This is a genomic window from Streptomyces sp. NPDC026246, assembly GCF_055567995.1.
In genome coordinates, this window is record NZ_JBVHPJ010000001.1 from 116,027 (window position 1) to 136,618 (window position 20,592).

Genomic DNA, 20,592 nt, shown 5'->3' on the forward strand with positions numbered 1-20,592 from the left:
TGTATTGTCTGGATCGTCTGAGGCGCCGTCATCCGTGCAGCCCGCACTCGGTCTTGGCGCGGCCCGCCCAGCGGCCGGCGCGCGCGTCCTCGCCCTCCAGGACCCGGCGGGTGCAGGGGGCGCAGCCGACGGAGGCGTAGCCGTCCATGAGCAGCGGGTTCGTCAGGACGCCGTGCTCGGCGACGTAGGCGTCCACGTCGTCCTGGGTCCAGCGGGCGATCGGGGAGATCTTGACCTTCCGCCGCTTGTCGTCCCAGCCGACCACGGGGGTGTTCGCCCGGGTCGGGGACTCGTCGCGGCGCAGACCGGTGGCCCACGCCCGGTAGCCCCGGAGGCCCTCCTCCAGCGGCCGGACCTTGCGCAGCGCGCAGCACAGGTCGGGGTTCCGGTCGTGCAGCTTCGGCCCGTGCTCGGCGTCCTGCTCGGCGACCGTCTGCCGCGGGGTCAGCGTGATGACGTTGACGTCCATCACGGCGTCGACCGCGTCGCGGGTGCCGATGGTCTCCTCGAAGTGGTAGCCGGTGTCGAGGAAGACGACGTCGACGCCGGGCATCGCGCGGGAGGCGAGGTGGGCGACCACGGCGTCCTCCATCGAGGACGTCACGCAGAAGCGCTTGCCGAACGTCTCGGCCGCCCAGGTGAGGATCTCCAGCGCGGAGGCGTCCTCCAGGTCGCGACCCGCCTGCTCGGCGAGCGCCTTCAACTCCTCGGTGCTGCGCTCTTCCTGAGTGGTCGTCATATGCGTTCCCCTCCGGAGTCGGATGTCTTGAGTCCCTGGGACAGCAGCCCGAGGAACTTCAGCCGGAAGGCCCGGCTGCACGCCGCACACTCCCACGCGCCGTGCCCCTCCTCGCTCGGCCGCAGGTCCTCGTCCCCGCAGTAGGGGCAGTAGAACGGCGCCATCCGCTCGCTCACGACAGGGCCTCCTCGTCGGCCCGGGACGCCCAGGCGGCGAACCGCTCGCCGTCCGCGCGCTCGGCCTGGAACCGCTTCAGCACGCGCTCGATGTAGTCGGGCAGTTCGTCGGAGGTGACCTTCAGGCCGCGCACCTTGCGGCCGAACCCGGCCTCCAGGCCGAGTGCCCCGCCCAGGTGCACCTGGTAGCCCTCGACCTGCTCGCCCCGCTCGTTCAGGACGAGCTGCCCCTTGAGGCCGATGTCGGCGACCTGGATGCGGGCGCAGGCGTTGGGGCAGCCGTTGAGGTTGATGGTGAGCGGCTCGTCGAACTCCGGCAGGCGGCGCTCCAGCTCGTCGATGAGCTGCGAGCCGCGCTGCTTGGTCTCGACGATGGCGAGCTTGCAGAACTCGATGCCGGTGCAGGCCATGGTGCCGCGCCGGAACGTGGACGGCCGCGCGGTCAGGTCGAGCGCCTCCAGGGCTTCCACGAGCGAGTCGACCTGGTCCTCCTCGACGTCCAGGACGATCATCTTCTGCTCGACGGTGGTGCGCACCCGGCCCGAACCGTGGGCCTCGGCGAGGTCGGCGACCTTGGTCAGCGTCGCGCCGTCGACGCGTCCCACGCGGGGCGCGAAGCCGACGTAGAACCGCCCGTCCTGCTGGCGGTGCACCCCGATGTGGTCGCGCCACTGCTGCGACGGCTGCGCGGGGGCCGGACCGTCGGTCAGCTTCCGCCCGCCCAGGTACTCGTCCTCCAGCACCTGGCGGAACTTCTCCGCACCCCAGTCGGCGACCAGGAACTTCAGCCGGGCGCGGTTGCGCAGCCGGCGGTAGCCGTAGTCGCGGAAGATGGAGATGACGCCTTCGTAGACGTCCGGGACGTCCTCGATGGGCACCCAGGCGCCCAGCCGCACGCCGAGCTTGGGGTTGGTGGACAGACCACCGCCGACCCACACGTCGAAGCCGGGGCCGTGCTCGGGGTGCTCCACGCCGACGAACGCCACGTCGTTGATCTCGTGCACCACGTCCAGCAGGGGCGAGCCCGAGATGGCCGTCTTGAACTTCCGCGGCAGGTTCGAGTACGCCGGGTTGTTCAGCACCCGGCGCTTCATCTCCTCCAGGGCCGGGGTGGCGTCGATGATCTCGTCGGCGGCGATGCCCGCCACCGGGGAGCCGATCATCACGCGCGGGGTGTCGCCGCAGGCGGTGACGGTGGACAGGCCCACGCCCTCCAGCCGGTTCCAGATCTCGGGCACGTCCTCGATCCGGATCCAGTGGTACTGCACGTTCTGCCGGTCGGTGATGTCCGCGGTGCCGCGCGCGAACTCCTGCGAGATCTCGCCGATGACCCTCAGCTGCCGCGTGGTCAGCGCCCCGCCGTCGATCCGCACGCGCAGCATGAAGTACTCGTCGTCCAGCTCCTCCGGCTCCAGGATCGCCGTCTTGCCGCCGTCGATCCCGGGCTTGCGCTGGGTGTACAGACCCCACCAGCGCATCCGGCCGCGCAGGTCGTTCGGGTCGATCGAGGCGAAGCCCCGCTTCGAGTAGATCGTCTCAATGCGTGTCCGCACATTGAGACCGTCGTCGTCCTTCTTGAACTGCTCGTTGCCGTTCAGCGGGGTGAAGTGCCCCGCGGCCCACTGGCCTTCACCGCGGTGACGGCTCACCTTGCGGCGGGGAGTCGCGGCGGCAGGCTTCTGCGGGGTGGCGGCCATGGGGATACGTCCTTCGGACAGGCGGGAAATGCTGCTCTGACCTGCGCGTGCGCGCATGGGTGCACCTGCGCGTCCTTGCGCGGGCGAGAGTCAGGAAAAAGGGGATGTGCGGCGCGTGCTGAGTGCTCTCAGTGCGCCGGACAGATGGCGCTGGACATGCGGCCGAGGTCGACGTGCCGTCGACTCACCAAGGCGATTCCAGTTCCAGACATGACGGAAGCGTGTCACGGCGATCTGGACACAGTCCAGCATTGTCCGAGATGCGGACACCCTTGTCTCGCAGAGCAAGACAGGGGTGTCCTGGGTCACATCCGGGTCGGTGGCCGTGTCCGGCCAGGTCAGGCGGGGAACGCTCCAGGCCACGGTCCCGGAGTGGCGACGTCCGCCTCCTCCTCGACCTTGGTGTCGAACAGCGTGAAGCCACGCCGCAGATAGTTGTCCATCGCGTGCTCGCCGTCCTTGCTGCAGGTGTGCAGCCACACGCGCTTCGTCGGCGCCAGTCCCGCCCAGCGGTCCGCGAGATCCCAGGCCCGTGCCGTGCCGTAGGACAGCAGGTGCCCGCCGATGCGCCGGCCGCGGAACGCCGGGAGCAGTCCGAAGTAGACGATCTCCACGACGGCGTCGTCCTGCGCCTCCAGCTCCACGTACCCGGCCGGTGTGCCCTGGTCGTAGGCCACCCACGTCTCCACCCCGGGCCGCCGCAGATGCTCCAGCCAGCGCGCGTACGACCAGCTCAGCCGGTCCGTCCAGCGGATGTCGCCGCCGACCGAGGCGTACAGGAACCGGCTGAACTCGGGCGAGGGCACCCCGGAGCGGACGACCCGGACGTCCCCTTCCGGCGCCACGGCCGGCAGCAGGTCGGTCGGGGCGGTCTGCTCCAGGGACCAGGTGGTCACGGCGATGGTGGTCATGCGGGCCAGAAAATCATCCGGCCCGCCGGTCTGTCGACGCCGGCCCCGTCCGCCTACCGGTCCGAGGAGCGCTCCACGGCACGGTCGAGCGACGCCAGCGGCAACGCGAACAGCATCCGGCCGGACTGGGACCACACCTCACCGGTCTCCTGCCAGTACGACAGCGAGCCCGAGCCGCCGCTCCAGCAGTGGCGCGACTCGTCCGGCCCGCACTCGGCCGCACCCGCGCCCCCGGTGTCCTGGCGCCACAGCGTCCCGTGGGCGCCCGGCTCGCCTGCCGCGCGGTCCAGGTACCAGGCCGGGCCGTGCGCCAGCACGCCCCGCACGTCGGCCGCCTCGGACTCGTACGCCGCCACCGGCTCCGCCCGCCCCGAGACGCCGGTGGACAGCAGTCCGGTGCGGGCCGGGTCCCGGCTCAGGGCGTAACGCCACAGCCGGGTGCGCCGCTCGCCGTCCGCGGGCACCCACTCGCCGGCGACCAGGCTGTCGGGGGAGGTGCTGCGGTCGAGGGAGACGGCGGCCGGACGCGGGCCGCCCGCGGGCAGGCTGTAGGAGGCGACGGCGGGCAGCACGAACCGGGAGCCGTGCGCCGACCAGCCGCCGCGCACCCGGCCGACCGCGCCGGAGGCGACACTCGCGCGCTGGATGCGGTGCAGGTCGTACACGTACAGCGCCCGCCGGTCGCCCTCGCGGGTCGTCACCAGCAACTTGTCCTGGTACCACGTCATCCCCGACAGGGGGGAGACCAGACCGCGGTAGTCCCGGCCGCCGTCGACCGGGACGGCCAGCAGCGCCCAGGCGTAGCGGGGCCGCGCCGGGTCGTCCGCGTCGACGAAGGCGACCTTGGCCAGACCCTGCTCGGGGGACGGCCCGTCCAGGGAGCCGCCCGCGCCGCCGCGGGTCCAGCCGGAGAGGACGACGCGGTGCGCGCCCCAGCGGCCGTCGTCGTCCGCGTCGCCCGAGGTGGTCACCGCGCCCGGCCGCCAGCCGCGCGTGTCGGCACCGCCGAAGCAGTACGCCCGGGTCGCCGCCGGGGCGACGGGCAGGTCGCGCCGGTCCCCGGCCGGGCAGCGCGCCGCCCGCCGCAGGGGCAGGTCGGCGTCGCTCAGTACCGCACCCACCCCGACGGGCCGGCCCATGCCGGCCGCGAGCCGGTCAAGCCACCGCTCGGGCACCCGGTGCTCGGTCAGCGGCAGCCGCCCGGCTCCGGAGGTCGCCGAGACGGTCCGCAGCGCCCCGGGGGTCTCCGTGACGGTGGCCTGCGAGGCGCTGATCAACGTGGCGGCGGCGGTGAGCGCGAGAGCGGTCCCGGCCAGGGTCGCGCGCAGCGCCCTGCCCCGTCTGCGCCGCCGGTGTCTGCCGCGATGCTTCATACCGTCCTCCCGAGACGGACCAACTGCGCCCTGTGATCCGTACGTTGAGCAGGAGCAGGTGGGGTGGCCCGTACACGGATGCTACGGCAGGGGCGGGCCCGAGGGGCGAAGACCCTGCAAACATGCGCAAGATGCACCCCTGGGGGCGGGCGGCGCGTACCGCGGGTGAAGCTCAGGGCGCCGCCGCGGACCTGCGGTGCCGGCTGACGGCCGGTGCGGTCGAGTGCGGCAGCAGATCGCGCGGGTCGTCCGGCAGCAGCACCTCCACCTGCGCGTCCTCGGCGAACCGGTACGGCCGGTGCTGCAGGAACGCCCCCAGGTAGCGCCGCACCCGCGACATCTCGGCCCGGACCGTCACCGTGCGGCCCGGATCGCCGAACACGTCCCCGGCCAGACCCGAGGCGCTGCGGCCGGAACGGTGGACGGCCAGCAGGAACAGCAACTCCGCGTGCCGCGGGCTCAGTTCGCGCGCCCAGGAACCCGCCCCGCCGGACACCTCCACCGACCAGTGGCGCGCCCGGCTGAGGTCCAGCACGATCCTCGCCGTCCCGCGCGGCCCCGGCCCGTCGGCGGCGGGCCGCAGCAGCCAGCCGCCGGCCAGCGGCTCCACCGCGCACAGTCCCAGCGCCGGGACCCACCTGTGGCCCGGGGACATGGCCTTCGGCAGCGCCACCCGCCGGGTGTACGGCATCCCGCCCACCGCGGCCGTCCAGCCGTCCCGGTCGACCGCCAGGGCCCGCCCGGGGAGCCGGGCCAGCACCGGAGCCGCCACCGCCCGCAGCCGCTCCAGCGACTCCGTGTGCATCTCCCGCAGCCGGGCCTCGGCGAGTTTGGCCACCGAGTCCACCCAGGCGAGCGTGGCCGGGTGCATGGTCTCCAGGGGACCGCTGACGTCGACCACGCCGATCAGCCGGCCGTCCCGCGGATCGGTCAGCGGGGCGCCGGCGCACGTCCACTCGGCCTGGGACCGCACGAAGTGCTCGGAGGCGAAGACCTGGACGGGCCGGCGCACCACGGCCGGAGTGCCCACGCCGTTCGTGCCGACGACGTCCTCGCGCCAGTCCGCGCCGAGCGCGAAGCCCAGCCCGTCGGCCTTGCGCAGCACCGGCGCGCTGCCCTCGCGCCACAGCACCCGGCCCTCGTCGTCGGCCACGACCATGATGTGGTGCGCGACGTCCGCGGCCGCCAGCAGCCCCTCCCGCAGCACCGGCAGGACGTGACGCAGCACGGAGGTCTCGCGCCGCCGCTGCACCTCCTCGCGCGACAGCGGGTCGGCCCGGACGTCGTGGTCCGGATCGACGCCCCCGCGCACCATCCGGTCCCAGGACTGCTCGATGACGGGGCGCGGTGCGACCGGAGCGGGCCGGCCCGAGAGCCGGGCCGAACGGACCTGCTGCAGGACCCGGGCCGCACGCGAGGTGTCCACGGCGGCCAGATGCGTGACGTCCATACGCGTGCGCCCCCCGGGATCGTGGCTTGACTGTGTGTCTCATAGTGCCGTCTGCGGAAGGGGAGCGTGCACACTCCGCACACAGTCAGCAGCAAGTTGCAACCCCTTGCAACCCTGGTGGACGGCCCCGGCCGTGTCCGAAACTTGATCTGCGCCGTCCCGAGCGGCGTTCACGGCTCGAACGGGCCTGTGCGGCGGGGGTGGTGCCGTGTCGGCGCAGCACCACCCCCGCTTTTCCCGTTCCCCGGTCCTGAACGGCCGGTCAGGACTCCGGCCGGGCGCGCTCCACCACGGAGGCCAGATCCAGCGTGTGCGGCAGCGTCCCGAAGGCCGCGCCCCCGTCGCCGCCCAGGCGGGCCGCGCAGAAGGCGTCGGCCACCTGCGGTGGCGCGAACCGGACCAGCAGCGACCCCTGGAGCACCAGCGCGAGCCGCTCCACCAGCCGCCGCGCCCGCCCCTCCACGCCGCCCAGGTCGGCCAGTTCGGTCAGCAGGTCCTTGACGGCCGCGTCCAGTCGGTGGTCGGCGCCGCGCGTCTGCCCGACCTCCCGCAGGTAGGCGTCCAGCGCCGCGGGCTCCCGCTGCAACGCCCGCAACACGTCGAGGGCCTGGACGTTGCCCGCGCCCTCCCAGATCGAGTTGAGCGGCGACTCGCGCACCAGCCGGGGCATCCCGGACTCCTCGACGTACCCGTTGCCGCCCAGGCACTCCGCCGCCTCCACCGCCACCGCCGGACACCGCTTGGTCACCCAGTACTTGGCGGCCGGCACCGCGATCCGCAGCAGCGCCCGCTCCTGCTCACCGCCGTCGTCGTAGGCCGCCGCCAGCCGCAGGGCCAGCGTCGTCGCCGCCTCCGACTCCAGCGCCAGGTCGGCCAGGACGTTGCGCATCAGCGGCTTGTCGGCGAGCTTCGAGCCGAACGCCTCCCGGTGGGAGCAGTGGTGCACGGCCTGGGCCACGGCCTGGCGCATCAGCCCGGCCGACCCCAGCACGCAGTCGAGCCGGGTCGCCGCGACCATCCCGATGATGGTGCGCACCCCGCGCCCCTCCTCACCCACCCGGCGCGCCCAGGTGCCGTCGAACTCCACCTCCGCCGAGGCGTTCGACCGGTTGCCGAGCTTGTCCTTCAGCCGCTGGATCAGGAACACGTTGCGCGTGCCGTCCGGCAGCACCCGCGGCACCAGGAAGCAGGTGAGCCCTCCCGGCGCCTGCGCCAGCACCAGGAAACCGTCGGACATCGGCGCCGAGCAGAACCACTTGTGCCCGGTCAGCTCGTACGTCCCCTCCTCCGCGAGGGGCCGCGCCGAGGTGGTGTTCGCCCGTACGTCGCTGCCGCCCTGCTTCTCCGTCATGCCCATCCCGAACAGCGCCCCCGCCTTCAGGCGCGCGGGCCGCAGCTCACGGTCGTAGACCATGGACGTCAGCCGGGGCTCCCACTCGGCGGCCAGCTCCGGGTCCGCGCGCAGGGCGGGCACGGCCGCGTGGGTCATCGACAGCGGGCAGCCGTTTCCGGCCTCCACCTGCGTCCACACCATGAAGGCGGCGGCCCGCCGCACGTGACCGGCCGGCCGGTCCCAGGCGGCCGTCAGACCGGCCGAGACGCCCTTGCCGAGCAGCCGGTGCCAGGAGGGGTGGAACTCGACCTCGTCGATCCGGTTGCCGTACCGGTCGTGCGTGCGCAGCCGCGGCGGGTTGTCGTTGGCCTGGACCCCCCACTCCTGCACCTGGGCCGAGCCGGAGGTGCGCCCGAGGGCCGACAGCTCACCGAGCACCTCCTCGCGCAGGCCCGGTGCCACGTGCCGTTCGACCGCGGCGGCCAGGGCCCGGTCGGCGGAGAAGACGTTGTACCCGACCAGGGGCGGGACCTGGTTCGTCACGGTGTGCGTGCTGCCTGCCATGCTGCGAACGTACCCCGTGCCCGGGTGCCGCTCACCGGCGGAGCGGACCCGGTCCGCGCGGACCCGGCCTGTGGGTGAGTGGGGCCGGGCGTGACGGATACCGTTAGGGGGTGCAGCCAGCAAGTGAAACCCCCGACACGCCCCCCGGGCGTCTCCACAGGGCGCGTGCCCTGTACCGGAACGTCTCCAAGCGCAGGACCGCCTGGCTGCTGCTGAAGGACACCGTCAACTCCTGCATCGAGTACCGCATCCTGGGCCTGGCGGCCGAGGCCGCGTTCTTCACCCTGCTGTCGGTGCCGCCGCTGCTGCTGAGCATGATCGGGCTGCTCGGCTACGTCGACGCCTGGACCGGCGCCGACACCATCCAGAGCCTGCAGGACAACCTCCTGAACGCCGCCCGCACGGTCCTGTCCGACCGCGGCGTGCGGGAGATCGCGGAGCCGATCCTGCACGACGTGACCAAGGGCGGCCGGCCCGACGTCATCTCCATCGGCTTCCTGTTCGCCCTGTGGTCCGGTTCCCGCGCGGTGAACGTCTTCATCGACACGATCACCGTCATGTACGGCCTCGACGGCGTCCGGGGCATCGTCAAGACGCGGCTCATGGCCTTCCTGCTGTTCATCGTGGCCCTGCTGATCGGCTCCGTGGCGCTGCCGCTGATGGTGGCCGGGCCGGACGCGGTCGTGCGGGTCGTGCCGTGGTCGACGACGGTCGTACAGGTCCTGTACTGGCCGGTGGTCATCCTGCTGTCCATCGCGTTCCTGACCACGCTGTACCACGTGTCCGTCCCGGTGCGCTCCCCGTGGATCGAGGACGTGCCCGGCGCGCTCGTCGCCCTCGGCATGTGGGTCCTCGGCAGCTTCCTGCTGCGCATCTACCTGACCAGCACGGTCGAGGGCCCCACGATCTACGGTTCCCTCGCGGCGCCCGTCGCCGTGCTGCTGTGGATCGGTGTGTCCGCGTTCGCCGTGCTCGTCGGGGCCGCGGTGAACGCCGCCATCGACCGCGTCTGGCCGGCCGCCGCGACGGCCGCGGCACGCGAGGCCAACGAGCGCCTGCGGCAGGCGCAGGTCGCCGAGTACGTGGCCCGCGCCACCGTCCACGGCGAGTCCGACCCGGACATGCCCTCCGAGTTCCCCGAGCGCTGGTCCCGCTTCCTGCCCCCCGAGGACGTCTCGTCCCGCCTGCGCACGCACGCCCGGAGCACCCACGCGAAGAACGGCCAGAACCACGCGGAGGAGCGCGAACCGGGGGACACGTGACGGTGCCGGACGGCACACATCGGCGTGGCCCGCCCCGGCCGGCTTCCCGTACGCCCGCGTCTACGCTGAGCCCATGGACGCACTGACCGGGCTGCTGGAGGGCCCCCGCGCCAGGGGCGCGTTCATGATCAGGGCCTGTTTCGACCCGCCGTGGGCGGTGCGGGTGGCGGACGAGGCCCCTCTCACCGTGATGCTGGTCGTCCGCGGCGAGGCCGTCGTCCTGCCCGACCACGGCGATCCGGCCCGGCTGCGCGCCGGGGACCTCGCCATCGCCCGCGGCCCCGGCCCGTACACCTGCGCCGACGCCCCCGGCACGGCACCGCAGGCGCTGATCCTGCCCGGACAGGAGTGCCACAGCCCCGACGGGCGGCCCCTGAACGGGTCCATGGACCTCGGCGTGCGCACCTGGGGCGAGCGCCTCGACGGTGCCACGGTGCTGCTGATCGGCACCTACCCCCGGCGCGGTGAGATCGGCGGCCGGCTGCTCGACGCCCTGCCGCCGCTGCTGACGCTCACCCCCGAGACGTGGGACTGCCCCCTCACGCCCTACCTGAGCCGGGAGATCGTGCGGGACGAGCCGGGCCAGGAAGTCGTCCTGGACAGGTTGCTGGACCTGCTGGTGATCGCCGCGCTGCGCGCCTGGTTCGCCCGGCCCGAGGCGGAGGCCCCCGCCTGGTACCGGGCGCTGGCCGATCCGGTCGTCGGCGGTGTGCTGCGGCTGCTGCAGGACGATCCGGCCCACCCGTGGACGGTCGCCGCTCTCGCCGCCAAGGCCGGGGTGTCCCGCGCCGCCCTCGCCCGCCGCTTCACCGGCCTGGTGGGCGAGCCGCCGATGACCTACCTCACCGGCTGGCGCCTCGCCCTGGCCGCCGACCGGCTCCGCGAGAGCGACGACACCCTCGACGCGGTGGCCCGCAGGGTCGGCTACGGCAGCGCGTTCGCCCTGTCGACGGCGTTCAAGCGCACGTACGGGGTGAGCCCGGCGGAGTACCGGGACCGCCGCGCCGGGTGAGCCGACGCCCCTGCTCTGGAATGATCAGGTGATCATCTGAGAAGCGGGGTGGGGGACATGGCCGTGGCGGTACTCCTGGGAGTGCTGGCGCTCGTCGTCGGCGGGTGCGTGTGCGTGGTGTGGGCCGAGCGCGGAGGCCCCCGCTGGGTCCGAGTCGTGGCGGCCCTGACGCGCGGCGCGGGCGAACTGCTGCACAGCGCCGGGAAGGGCAGCCGGGGCGGCGGCAGCCGCGGCTCCGGCGACGACGGCGGCGGCGACTAGGACCTGTCGTGTGGATCACGCCGCAGACGCGGGGCGGCTTCGGCAGGCGCTGCCGATCCGCTCCGCCGTGATCCACACGACCGGCCCTGGATTGGCGGCCGGGAGGCCCCGACGGCCGGCCCTGGACCGGCGGCCGGGAGGCCCCGACGACCGGCCCTGGGCCGCGGCCGGGAGGCCCCCTGCCCGCGGGGGCGGCGGCGCGTAGGCTCTTCCCGTGTACGCCGAGCGCCCCTCGCGGCTCGTCGGTGCGGTGGTGTGGACGAACACCCCGGCCGGCGGCGGTGCGACGCGCGTTCTGCCCGACGGGTGCATGGACCTGCTCTGGCACGACGGGCGGCTGCTGGTCGCCGGTCCGGACACCCGCGCGCACATCACCGCCGGCGAGCCCGGCGGCTGGGCGGGTGTCCGCTTCCACCCGGGCGCCGCCCCCACGCTCCTGGGGGTGCCCGCGCACGAGGTGCGCGACCGCCGGGTGGCCCTCGCCGAGCTGTGGCCGGCCCCGCGGGTACGGCACCTCACGGACCTGGTCAACGCCGCGGCGGACCCGGCGAGCGGACTGGAGGAGGCGGCGCTGGCCCGCGCGGCCCACGCCGGCCCCCCGGACCCGCTGCTGCGGCAGGTCGTCGCCGCCCTGGCCGCGGGCCGGCCCGTCGCCGCCACCGCCGACGAACTCGGCATCGGCGCCCGGCGGTTGCACCGCCGCTCGCTCGCGGCCTTCGGCTACGGACCCAAGACCCTGGCCCGCATTCTGCGGTTGCGCCGCGCCCTGGTGCTGGCCCGGGGAGGAGTGCCCTTCGCGGACACGGCCACGCGGGCCGGTTATGCCGACCAGGCCCATCTCGCGCGGGACGTACGGGAGTTCACGGGGCTGCCGCTAGGCGAGCTGCTCGCCGGGGGCGGGTAGCGGCGCGAACAGGTCCACGCCGTTGCCGTCCGGGTCGAGCACGACGGCGTACCGCTGGCCCCAGAACGCGTCCCAGGGCTTCAGCTCGCCGTGGTACCCGGCGCCGGTCAGCTCCTCGAACAGTGTGTCCACCTCGCCCGGCGCGTCACAGCGCAGGGCCAGCGACGTGCGGCCGCCTCCCGCGGGCGGTCGCCACCCGGGCAGGAACGAGCGGACCGTCTCCTCGGTGTCGAGCATCAGGCGCAGCCCGCCCGGCAGTTCGGCCTCGGTGTGCGGCTGGGTGTCCGCGTCCTGCGGGAAGGCGAACCCGAGCCGGCGGTAGAAGGCGACGGAGGCGGCCATGTCGGAGACCACCATGCCGATGGCGTCGAATCGTGCAGTCATGGGCCCACCGTAGGCAGGCCCGCGACGGCGGTCTTGAAGGAAACGGACACCGCCCCGCGTGCCCCGGCCGGTCCCGCGTCTTCTAGGTTCGGATGCCATGGCCCCCCGACTGCTCGTCCACACCCGCACGACCGACTACCGGCACGACTCCATCCCGGCCGGCGTCGCCGCCCTGCGCACCCTGGGCGGTTTCGACGTCCACGCCACGGAGGACCCGGCCGCCCTCGAACAGCCCCTGGACGCCTACGCGGCCGTCGTCTTCCTCTCCACCAGCGGCGACATCCTCACCCCCGCCGGCCGGCGGGCGCTGGCCGCGTACGTCGTGTCGGGCGGCGCCTTCGTCGGCGTGCACGCCGCGGCCTGCGAGGAGTACGGCTGGCCCCTGTACGGCGAGTTGCTGGGCGCGAGGTTCGCCCGCCACCCGCCGTACCAGCCCGGCCGGGCCCTGGTCGAGGACCGCGACCACCCGGCGACCCGGCACCTGCCCGCCGTCTGGGACGTCACCGACGAGTGGTACGACTTCCGCACCAACCCACGCGGCCGCGTCCACGTCCTGCTGTCCGCCGACGAGTCCTCCTACGAGGGCGGCGGCATGGGCGCCGACCACCCCCTGGCCTGGTGCCACGACCACGGCCGGGGCCGCGTCTTCTACACGGCCCTCGGCCACGCCGCCGGGACCTACGACGATCCGGCCTTCCGCGCCCACCTCCTGGGCGGCCTCACCTGGGCGGCCCGGCTGGGGCCCGCGACGGGCTGACCCCCGGCGTGCTGTGGCGTCGGCAGGCGCGCTGTTCGGCCGGTTGGGACAGATCCGTCAAACGGCGCTTCGAGGTACTCGAGATGCAGCAACGTCCCGAAGGGGCCGGCCCTTCGGGACGTTGTTCATGCTCGGCTGTGTGCGGGTGTGTCAGCGGGCGGCGTAGCCGAAGCGCGAGCCGGTGGCGGGCAGTCCGCCCTGGCCGGGCTCGTGGGTGGTGATGGCGGTGTTGCTGCCGCCGGCGATCACGTTGGACAAGGGCAGGACGTGGAGCAGGCCCTTGGTGTTCGGGCCGTAGGGCATGCCGACGTAGAGCGCGCTCGCGGTGAAGCGGATGCTTGTGCCGAGCTGCTGGTCGCTGCCTGCCGGTCCGGGGATTGCGGAGGTGCCCGCCTCGATCCAGCGGTCGCTGGAGCCGGGTGCGCCGAGGAGCGAGAAGGTGGTGATGGCGCCGGCCTTGGCGGCGGTGCCGACGGCTTCGCCGGGTGCGCCGACGGCCAGTTTCATGGTGGCTGCGGTGCTCACCGCACGAGGTGAGGTGTTGACGGCCGTCACGGTCTGGCCGAAGCGGTCACCGCTCTCCGAGGTGCCGGTGATGTCGTCCGAGGCGCTGCCCGAGCTGTACACGTTCAGCTGGCTGTAGCCGCCGGCTGCGGGGAGCCGGAACGTGATCACGTTGCCGGCGTCGGTCTTGTCGGCTCCGTCGATGTCCAGGTCTTCGCCGGGCGCTCCGACGGCGAGGATGGAGTCGGTTGCCGCAGTCGCTCCGGAGGGGCGGTAGGGGACCAGGGCGAGTGACTTGCCGAACTGGTCACCTGCTTCGGATCCGCCGGAGACCTTGTCCAGGTCCTGGTCGAGACCGAAGAGCGGCGTGGGCCGCTTCTCGCTGGTGAGTTTGTGGGAGAAGACCGCCACGTTGCCGGCGTTTGCGTCGCTGCCGATGGCTTCCCCGGGGGCGCCGATGGCGATGCGGTTGGCGTCGGCTGCGACGGCGCCACCGAAGCCGTCGTTGGCCTCGACGGAGCCGGGCACGCCTGTGCTGTCCTGGTCGATGCCGACATTGGCGGTCGTGATGCCGATGCTGGTGCTGTCCCGGACGTAGAACACCATGCCGGCCTTGGGCACTGACCCGATGGCCTCACCGGGTGCGCCGATCACCAGGAACGGTTCCCCGGAGGCGGTGGCTCCTGCGGCCAGTGCCTGGCCCATGCGGTCACCGGTTTCCGGAGTGGAGGCGCCGAGGGAGCCGGCGCCGGTGTTCTGCTCGAAGCGGGTGTTCTTCACCGAGTTGGTGCCGAGTCCACGCGGCCCGCCGTAGACGACGTCGACGACGCCTGCGTCGGTCTTGTTGCCGATGTCTTCCGACGGGGTGCCGATGACCAGGTCGGTGCAGCCGTCCTGGTTGTGGTCGGTGGTCTCCAGGGTTTCGCCGAACCAGTCTCCGGCCTCGGCATCGCCGGGTATCCAGTCCAGGTTCTGGTCGATGGAGGCCGTACCCTTGCCCCCGCCGTAGACGACTCGAACGGCCCCCGCGCCGTCGACGCCGCCGACTGCAGCCTTGGGGTCCGCGATGGCGATGTCCTCGGTGCCATCGCAGTTGAAGTCGTTGATGCGGGGGGCGCCGACGGTGGAGGTCACCCATGTGGCCAGATCGTCGACGCGGGCGACGACACCGCCGGTGCGGTTCTCGGCCGGGTCGGCTCCGAAGCAACCGCCCTGATAGGACCGGCTGCTGAGCCCGACGAGGGTGGCCGTGCCGCCCGCTTCGCGTACGACCGGACCGCCCGCGTCGCCCGCGCACGCGGCCGCGCCGGCCTTTCCGGTGACTCCGGCGGTGGTGTCGTTCGCGGAGTTCACCGTGTAGACCCCGGTGTGCAGGCTGAGAGGCGCCCACTCGGTTGCGGTGCGCCCGTATCCTGCGAACTTCAGCTCTTCACCGGCGACCGGCGCCGTGGAGGCCAGAGCGATCGGGGTGGCCTTCGTGACGGGCCGGCTCAGCCGGGCCAGGACCACGTCGCGGTCGGTCCGCGGTACCAGTTCGACGACCTGGCGCCGGGTGTCCGGGATGTGGCTGCCGGACAGCTCGGAGGGGCCGACGACGGCAGTGGTCTTCGTTCTCGGAGCGCCGGAAGGCACTGCGGAGCCGGAGTCGGAGAAGCAGCTGCCGGCAGTCATCAACCATTCAGCGTCGATGAGAACGGCGGAGCAGCCGCGGTCGTGGTCGCCGACGGTGATCTGGGCGGTGTAGGTGTAGGCCGTCGCTGGGACGCGATCACCGGTGACGGCATGTGCGGGGGCGCCGGTGAGCGCACCGGACACGACGCCGGCTGCGAGCAGGGCGCTCGTCGCGGCGACGCGGGGGCGTATGTGAGACACGTTGAGGGTTCCTGAAAAGTTCGGTTGTGCACACCGGCGGTGCGCACAGGTGTGATGCTCGGGGCTGCTGGCGTCAGCCGGTGACGCGGAGCTCGACGAGGACCGACCGCTGGCCGCTGTCGCCGGACTCGCCGACGGGGGTCAGCTCGTTGGCGGGCGCGTTGACCACGGTGTCCTTGCCCTCGGCGGTCAACGTGGCCTTCACCGGGTGGGCCTGGGTCCAGATGCTGAAGGTGTCGGGCAGTTCCAGAGTCAGGTAGCCCGACTTGGCGTTGGTCTTGAAGCAGAAGATGCCGCTGCGGGTCTCGATCGCGATGTTCGAGGCATCTCCGCACTGGCTCAGGTCGGTCACGTCGGTCAGCCAGATGTGGCCGTCTCCACGCTGCAGCGTGACGCCGCGTTCCTGCTGCGCACGGGCGGCGCCGGGGTGGTTGAAGTCCTCGACCAGGCTCGGCACATCGGTGGTGGTGTCGCCCGGGGCGGCGGGCGCGGACTGCGCAAAGACCAGGGCGGCGGCGCCGAGGCCGGCGACGAGGGCCGCTGTCAGGCCACCCAGAAGTGTCCTTCGGGCAGGGGATATGGCCATGGATGCCTCTCGGGTGGGGTGTTGCGGATCACTCGAGTGAAGGAGAAGTGTCCGCTGCGTAGAGCGGAAGTAAAGCACATGTAAGATCAACCGCTGCAAGCTACCCAGATCGCTACGGGCCGGTAAGGGCGCTGTTCAGCAGTTGAGTTGACCTCTCGACATCCACTGAGCCCGCTGCGGCGCAGATCCCATGATGAACCGTGAAATGGCACCGTGTGCCCTTGTGATTTGCAAGCGGCACTTCGCTGGCGTGCGGTTTTGATCGACGAAGGACCCCTTAGGTGAAACGACCACCGCGCTCCATACGACCGGGGCGAAGTTCCAACTCTCAGCCGAATGGAAGGGCGCGTCGGTCCGGCCGACAAGTCGCCTGTGCCACCGTGATGTCCGCCACTTTGACGGCCACTCTCCTGGGCATGTCCCCGGCCACTGCTGCGGACACCGAGACATCGCCCGCCAACCGGGGCCTCGTAGTCGGTTACTGGCTCAACGGCGGTGCCGGTATCAAGGAAGCGGCCGAGAAGGCCCTTCTGGGGAGCGACGATGACATCCGGCAGTTTCTCACCGACGCGCTCGCCATCCAGGAAGTCGATGACCGGGTAGACCTATCCCGCGTAGTCAACGCTGGCGGACCAGGCGTACGCCAGGCCGCCAAGACGGCGCTGGCAGGCACACCGGCCGATGTCGAGGCGTTCCTGGACGAGGGCTGGAAGGCAGCGCACGCACAGGACCAGCGTGTCGAGGCTGCCCGCGTCGTGAACTTCGGTGGCCCCGGCGTCCAGGACGCAGGCAAAGTGGCGCTGCAAGGCACCTCCGCGGACGTCAAACAGTTCCTGGAAGTGGGCCAGTACAAAGCGCAGCAGGCAGACGACCGGGTCGAAGTCACCAAGCTCTACAACTCTGGTGGCCCCAACGTCAAGGCCGCCGCCAAGCTGGCGTTGCAGGGCACTCCCGACGACCTCGTCGAGTTCCTTGAGGTCGGCCAGTTCGTGGCGCGTAACCGCGACCAGGAACATGCCACGATCGAACAGTTGGTCAAGCAGGCCGAAAAGGCCGGCAAGCAGGCCGAAGACGCGACTGATAAGGCTGAGGAAGCGTCAGGTAAGGCCATTGCCGCCGCCGAGCTGGCCCAGCAGGCTGCCGAGAAGGCAGCCAAAGAGACGCAAGCGGCGAAGAACGACGCCGACCGCGCCTCGCTGAAGGCAAAGCAGGCCGCCAACGCGGCCCGGGCCGCTGCTGAAGCGGCACAGCAGGCTATCGGTGCAGCCAATGCGGCCAACCGCTCCGCTCGCAGGGCATCGCTGGCTGCGGCCCAGACCGCCAACGCGGCAGCGGCAGCGGCCGAAGCGGCGAGCCGCGCTTCGAACGCGGCGTACGCGGCGAGCAAGGACCGCAGCAAGGCGCAGGCAGCCCGCGATCGCGCCGCCGAAGCGACCAAGGCCGGCGAACTTGCCAAGAAATCTGCCCAGGCCGCGGAGCAGGCTGCCAAGGCGTCGATCGCGGCTGCAGATGCCGTGGCTGCTTCCCGCAGCGCAACGGGAAACGCCAATAAGGCGGCTGCAGCTGCGGATCAGGCAGCTGACTACGCTGTCGCTGCGGGAGGTTCCGCCGCCGAGGCACGAGCGGCCGCTGCCGAGACCCGCCGGCATGCCGCGGAGGCCAACCGCGCCGCCAACGCGGCCGAATCTCTGGCCCGCACCTCAGCCGCGGCCGCACGAGAAGCCCGTGACGCGGCCAACTCAGCCGCCACCCATGCCAAGAACGCGGCGATAGCAGCCGAATCCGCCGCCGACAACGCCGGCGAAGCCGCCGATCAGGCAGCTGAAGCCACCAAGCAGGCCGCAGCCGCCAAGGCCGCTGCCGACACCGCCACCAAGGCAGTGGCGACAGCGAAGAAGACCTTCACCATCGCGCGGGAAGTGGAGACCGAAGACCTCACCACCCGTACGAACGCCGGCGTCGAGGCCGCCATGACCAAGAAGGCCAGCGCCGACACCTTCACCGTCGACATATCCCGGTCTGTGGTCGAGGGCCAGGCGATCGTGGACGACACTCAAGCCCTGGCAGCCAAGGTCGACAAGCCAGACGTTGACCAAGCTGCACTCGCCGCTCAAGGCCGTGCGGTCGCCTTGAGGACGATGTCGTACTTCGGCTCCTGGCGCCAGGGCGCGGCCGCCCAAGCTCTGTCTGGTACGGACGCCGATGTCATCGACTATCTGCGCACCGGCTGGAACCAGGCCGTGACCGATGAAACCCGCCAACAAGTCGCTGACCTCGCTTCTAGCAGCCCCTATGAGGCCGTGCGCACAGCCGCTACCGAGGCCCTCAAGGGGACCGACCAGCAGATTCGCGACTTCTACACCACTGGTCAGCACCAGGCCGCCAACGCCGACTACCGCGTCGCCGTCACCAAGCTGGCCAACGACGGTGGGCCCGGCGTCAAGGAAGACGCAAGGAAGGCACTGGAAGACGGTAGCCCTCAAGCCCTCGTCGGCTTTCTGAGCAAGGGGCGCTATACCGCCCAGCAGGCCGACGAACGAGTGACCACCACACAGCTGTTCAACGAGGGTGGCCCTGAGGTCAGGTCGGCAGCGAAGATTGCGCTGGCCGGACCCGCCGACGAAGTTCACCGCTTCGTCGAGGCAGGCCAGTACATGGCCGCACAAAAGGACGCGCTCGCGCACGTTCATGTCGCCCAAGTCGAACGGCTCATCGCCGAAGGGCAGAAGATAGCCGCCACAGCGCGCAAGAACGCTGCCCTGGCAGCGCAAGCTGCTGCTGAGGCCAAGGATGCAGCCGAGGACGCCGAGAAGGCCAAGAAGGACGCCGCGGACAGCGCCAAGCAGGCGTCGGAGTACGCCACCGACGCTGACGCTGCCGCCGACCGGGCCGAGACCAGCGCCAAGCGCGCCAAGGCCTCCGCTACCACCGCACGCGCTGCCGCTGACCGCGCAAACCAGGATTCCGCTGCTGCCGAGGAGTCAGCGGCCCAGGCGGAGTTCTCCGCCGCGTACGCGCGCACTTCCGCCTACCAGGCCAAAGAGGCCAGCGACCGGGCGCACGCCGATGCACTGGCTGCGGGCAAGAGCGCCAGCGAGGCCAAGAAGGACGCGGCAGCGGCCTGGGACGACGTGGTCGAAAAGCGTGAGGCGGAAGAGGCCGAAGCCCGTCGCATTGCCGCGGAGAAGCGCAAGAAGGAACGGGAGAGCAAGCCCAAGTGCTACATCCCGATGAACCGGGACAGCCTCCCTCCGTGCGCCATGGCCGGCCATGAACTCGTGTTCCCCACGATCGACCCCACCATCAAGGAAGCCGCCTGGGAGGTCCTCGGCCTGAACGACGCCAAGGACTGCGCGAAGAACCCCACCCTGGGCAAGTGCGTTGTCGCCGCCATGAGCTTCCTGCCCGTCGGCAAGCTCAAGCTGCTCAAGAAGAGTCTCGAGGGCGTCGAGGGAGCGGTCGACAGCAGCCGCGCCGCGCGCGCGGCTCAGAAGTGCGCCGAGTGCTTCCTGGCAGGCACCAAGGTCCTGATGGCCGACAATTCGGTGAAGCTCATCGAGTCCCTCCAGGTCGGCGACGAGGTACTGGCCACGGACCCTGTGACACAGCAGACAGGTCCCCGCAAGGTCACCGACCTCATCGTCACTGACGACGACAAGTACTTCTCCGAACTGACCGTCTCGACATCGCGTGGCGAGCAGAAGCTGACCGCGACCGTCGACCACCCGTTCTGGTCGCCGTCTGCGGGCAAGTGGCTCGAGGCAGCCATCCTCGAGCCGGGCATGACACTCAGGACCGACGTCGGCGACACGGTCATCGTGCACTCGAACCGGTCCTTCTACCATCACGCGCGGACGTACAACCTCACTGTCGCGGACCTGCACTCGTACTATGTCCTCGCGGGGGACACCCCGGTCCTGGTCCACAACAGCAGGTGCCTGATCGCCGACATCGTCGGCCCTCAGGGCGAAAAGCTCTGGCTCCCGAAGGGGCGAAAGGCCGTGGCAACGGCCAACAACCTCAAGGGATGGATCTATGACATCAAGCCCACCGAGGCCGTAGCTGCCGGCTTCCACAAGTCTGTCAAATACGTTCGAGTCATGGACCCGGTGACCAGCGGTCCACACCCATACCCCAACGGATACATCAGCTATCTGAACGAAGCCGGCCAGGTGATCCATCCCATGACCGGCAAGACTCCCACCAAGTCCGACCCCTACTGGCACATACCGATCCCATGACACAGACAGAAGAACTTTTCACGTCCCAGAGATACCAACGGGCCCCGGAGCCCATTGGCTGGGACCCGCTGAAGGAACCCGACGCTCTGGACGACGCCCAACTGCTCGACTGCAGAGTGTGCCCGACTGCGAACCGAGCGGCGCTCCTTTTCGACATGCGCGGTGCGTTGTTCTACCCCACGGGTAACGCTGCACTCCTCGTGGTTCGCGGACTGCAGTCGTTCCGCTGGAGTGGAACACCTCAGGACAAAAATCTGATGGCGTTCTCGGTCACGTCCAGCCGACCCTTCAGGGTCGACAACGGCGCATTCCGAATGGAAGTGGAGTTCTTCCCGGACGGCGAAGCTTCCATCAGCGGAATGAGCGCGGAGTTCTATCTCCTGGAGGCCCACGGAATTCCTGCAGCGCCACCAAGCTATCCCGGACACGACCTCGATCAGGTCCGGCATGATCTACCGTCGTGGAACTCAGACTGCACGTTGCTGCAATCGGCTACCACCGGTACCGCATAGCGGCGCAGAAAGCGGCTCGCCAAGGTCTCTTCTTGGCGAGCCGCGGTTCGTTGT

The 20,592-nt window shown here is 71.4% G+C and carries 18 protein-coding genes; 7 read left to right on the top strand and 11 right to left on the bottom strand.

Annotation, left to right across the window (positions count from 1 at the left end):
- Positions 1-28: 28 nt before the first annotated feature.
- The 8 genes from ACZ4M5_RS00500 to ACZ4M5_RS00535 form a co-directional block, all read right to left on the bottom strand.
- Positions 29-739, bottom strand: coding sequence for a phosphoadenylyl-sulfate reductase (locus ACZ4M5_RS00500; RefSeq protein WP_467731537.1), 711 nt, complete (start codon positions 737-739; stop codon positions 29-31).
- Positions 736-915 (bottom strand): hypothetical protein, encoded by a 180-nt coding sequence (locus ACZ4M5_RS00505; RefSeq protein WP_467731539.1) that lies wholly within the window; start codon positions 913-915, stop codon positions 736-738. The genes ACZ4M5_RS00500 and ACZ4M5_RS00505 overlap by 4 nt, the downstream gene beginning before the upstream one ends.
- A complete protein-coding gene (locus tag ACZ4M5_RS00510) occupies positions 912-2,612 on the bottom strand; it encodes a nitrite/sulfite reductase (protein ID WP_467731541.1) in 1,701 nt (566 codons plus the stop codon). Before ACZ4M5_RS00510 ends, ACZ4M5_RS00505 begins: the two co-directional genes overlap by 4 nt.
- Positions 2,613-2,740: 128 nt before the next feature.
- Positions 2,741-2,824, bottom strand: coding sequence for a putative leader peptide (locus ACZ4M5_RS00515; protein WP_311241247.1), 84 nt, complete (start codon positions 2,822-2,824; stop codon positions 2,741-2,743).
- 126 nt (positions 2,825-2,950) lie between these two features.
- Positions 2,951-3,523, bottom strand: a complete 573-nt coding sequence (locus ACZ4M5_RS00520) for a GNAT family N-acetyltransferase (RefSeq protein WP_467731543.1) — start codon at positions 3,521-3,523, stop codon at positions 2,951-2,953.
- A 53-nt stretch (positions 3,524-3,576) separates the two neighbouring features.
- Positions 3,577-4,896, bottom strand: coding sequence for a hypothetical protein (locus tag ACZ4M5_RS00525; protein WP_467731545.1), 1,320 nt, complete (start codon positions 4,894-4,896; stop codon positions 3,577-3,579).
- 172 nt (positions 4,897-5,068) lie between these two features.
- Positions 5,069-6,346 (bottom strand): GAF domain-containing protein, encoded by a 1,278-nt coding sequence (locus ACZ4M5_RS00530; protein WP_467731547.1) that lies wholly within the window; start codon positions 6,344-6,346, stop codon positions 5,069-5,071.
- A gap of 262 nt (positions 6,347-6,608) precedes the next feature.
- Positions 6,609-8,243 carry an acyl-CoA dehydrogenase family protein gene (locus ACZ4M5_RS00535; protein WP_467731549.1) on the bottom strand — a complete coding sequence of 545 codons (1,635 nt, stop codon included), beginning with the start codon at positions 8,241-8,243 and terminating at the stop codon, positions 6,609-6,611.
- Positions 8,244-8,353: 110 nt separating this feature from the next.
- Between ACZ4M5_RS00535 and ACZ4M5_RS00540 the strand changes: the two genes are divergently transcribed.
- The 4 genes from ACZ4M5_RS00540 (at position 8,354) to ACZ4M5_RS00555 (ending at position 11,682) form a co-directional block, all read left to right on the top strand.
- Positions 8,354-9,505: a YihY/virulence factor BrkB family protein gene (locus tag ACZ4M5_RS00540; RefSeq protein WP_467731551.1), complete on the top strand. Its 1,152-nt coding sequence runs from the start codon at positions 8,354-8,356 to the stop codon at positions 9,503-9,505.
- Positions 9,506-9,578: 73 nt separating this feature from the next.
- The gene (locus ACZ4M5_RS00545; protein WP_467731553.1) at positions 9,579-10,517 is read left to right on the top strand and encodes an AraC family transcriptional regulator; all 939 of its coding nucleotides are present in this window, start codon (positions 9,579-9,581) and stop codon (positions 10,515-10,517) included.
- 57 nt (positions 10,518-10,574) lie between these two features.
- Positions 10,575-10,778: a hypothetical protein gene (locus ACZ4M5_RS00550; protein ID WP_467731555.1), complete on the top strand. Its 204-nt coding sequence runs from the start codon at positions 10,575-10,577 to the stop codon at positions 10,776-10,778.
- A 214-nt stretch (positions 10,779-10,992) separates the two neighbouring features.
- Complete coding sequence (locus ACZ4M5_RS00555) at positions 10,993-11,682, top strand: helix-turn-helix domain-containing protein (RefSeq protein ID WP_467731557.1); 690 nt, start codon at positions 10,993-10,995, stop codon at positions 11,680-11,682.
- On the opposite strand, the gene ACZ4M5_RS00560 is transcribed toward ACZ4M5_RS00555, so the two are convergent.
- A complete protein-coding gene (locus ACZ4M5_RS00560) occupies positions 11,653-12,066 on the bottom strand; it encodes a VOC family protein (protein WP_467731559.1) in 414 nt (137 codons plus the stop codon). The genes ACZ4M5_RS00555 and ACZ4M5_RS00560 overlap by 30 nt on opposite strands.
- A gap of 97 nt (positions 12,067-12,163) precedes the next feature.
- Between ACZ4M5_RS00560 and ACZ4M5_RS00565 the strand changes: the two genes are divergently transcribed.
- Entirely contained in the window at positions 12,164-12,823 is a 660-nt protein-coding gene (locus tag ACZ4M5_RS00565; RefSeq protein ID WP_467731561.1) for a ThuA domain-containing protein, read from the top strand.
- 150 nt (positions 12,824-12,973) lie between these two features.
- Here ACZ4M5_RS00565 and ACZ4M5_RS00570 read toward each other — a convergent pair whose 3' ends face one another.
- Together ACZ4M5_RS00570 and ACZ4M5_RS00575 are read right to left on the bottom strand one after the other, a co-directional pair.
- Positions 12,974-15,199 carry a trypsin-like serine protease gene (locus ACZ4M5_RS00570; protein ID WP_467731563.1) on the bottom strand — a complete coding sequence of 742 codons (2,226 nt, stop codon included), beginning with the start codon at positions 15,197-15,199 and terminating at the stop codon, positions 12,974-12,976.
- 73 nt (positions 15,200-15,272) lie between these two features.
- Positions 15,273-15,785 (bottom strand): hypothetical protein, encoded by a 513-nt coding sequence (locus ACZ4M5_RS00575; protein WP_467731565.1) that lies wholly within the window; start codon positions 15,783-15,785, stop codon positions 15,273-15,275.
- A gap of 416 nt (positions 15,786-16,201) precedes the next feature.
- Here ACZ4M5_RS00575 and ACZ4M5_RS00580 point away from each other — a divergent pair, with 416 nt between their 5' ends.
- Complete coding sequence (locus ACZ4M5_RS00580) at positions 16,202-20,026, top strand: polymorphic toxin-type HINT domain-containing protein (RefSeq protein ID WP_467731567.1); 3,825 nt, start codon at positions 16,202-16,204, stop codon at positions 20,024-20,026.
- Positions 20,023-20,538 carry a hypothetical protein gene (locus ACZ4M5_RS00585; RefSeq protein ID WP_398109634.1) on the top strand — a complete coding sequence of 172 codons (516 nt, stop codon included), beginning with the start codon at positions 20,023-20,025 and terminating at the stop codon, positions 20,536-20,538. Before ACZ4M5_RS00580 ends, ACZ4M5_RS00585 begins: the two co-directional genes overlap by 4 nt.
- Positions 20,539-20,592: the final 54 nt, after the last annotated feature.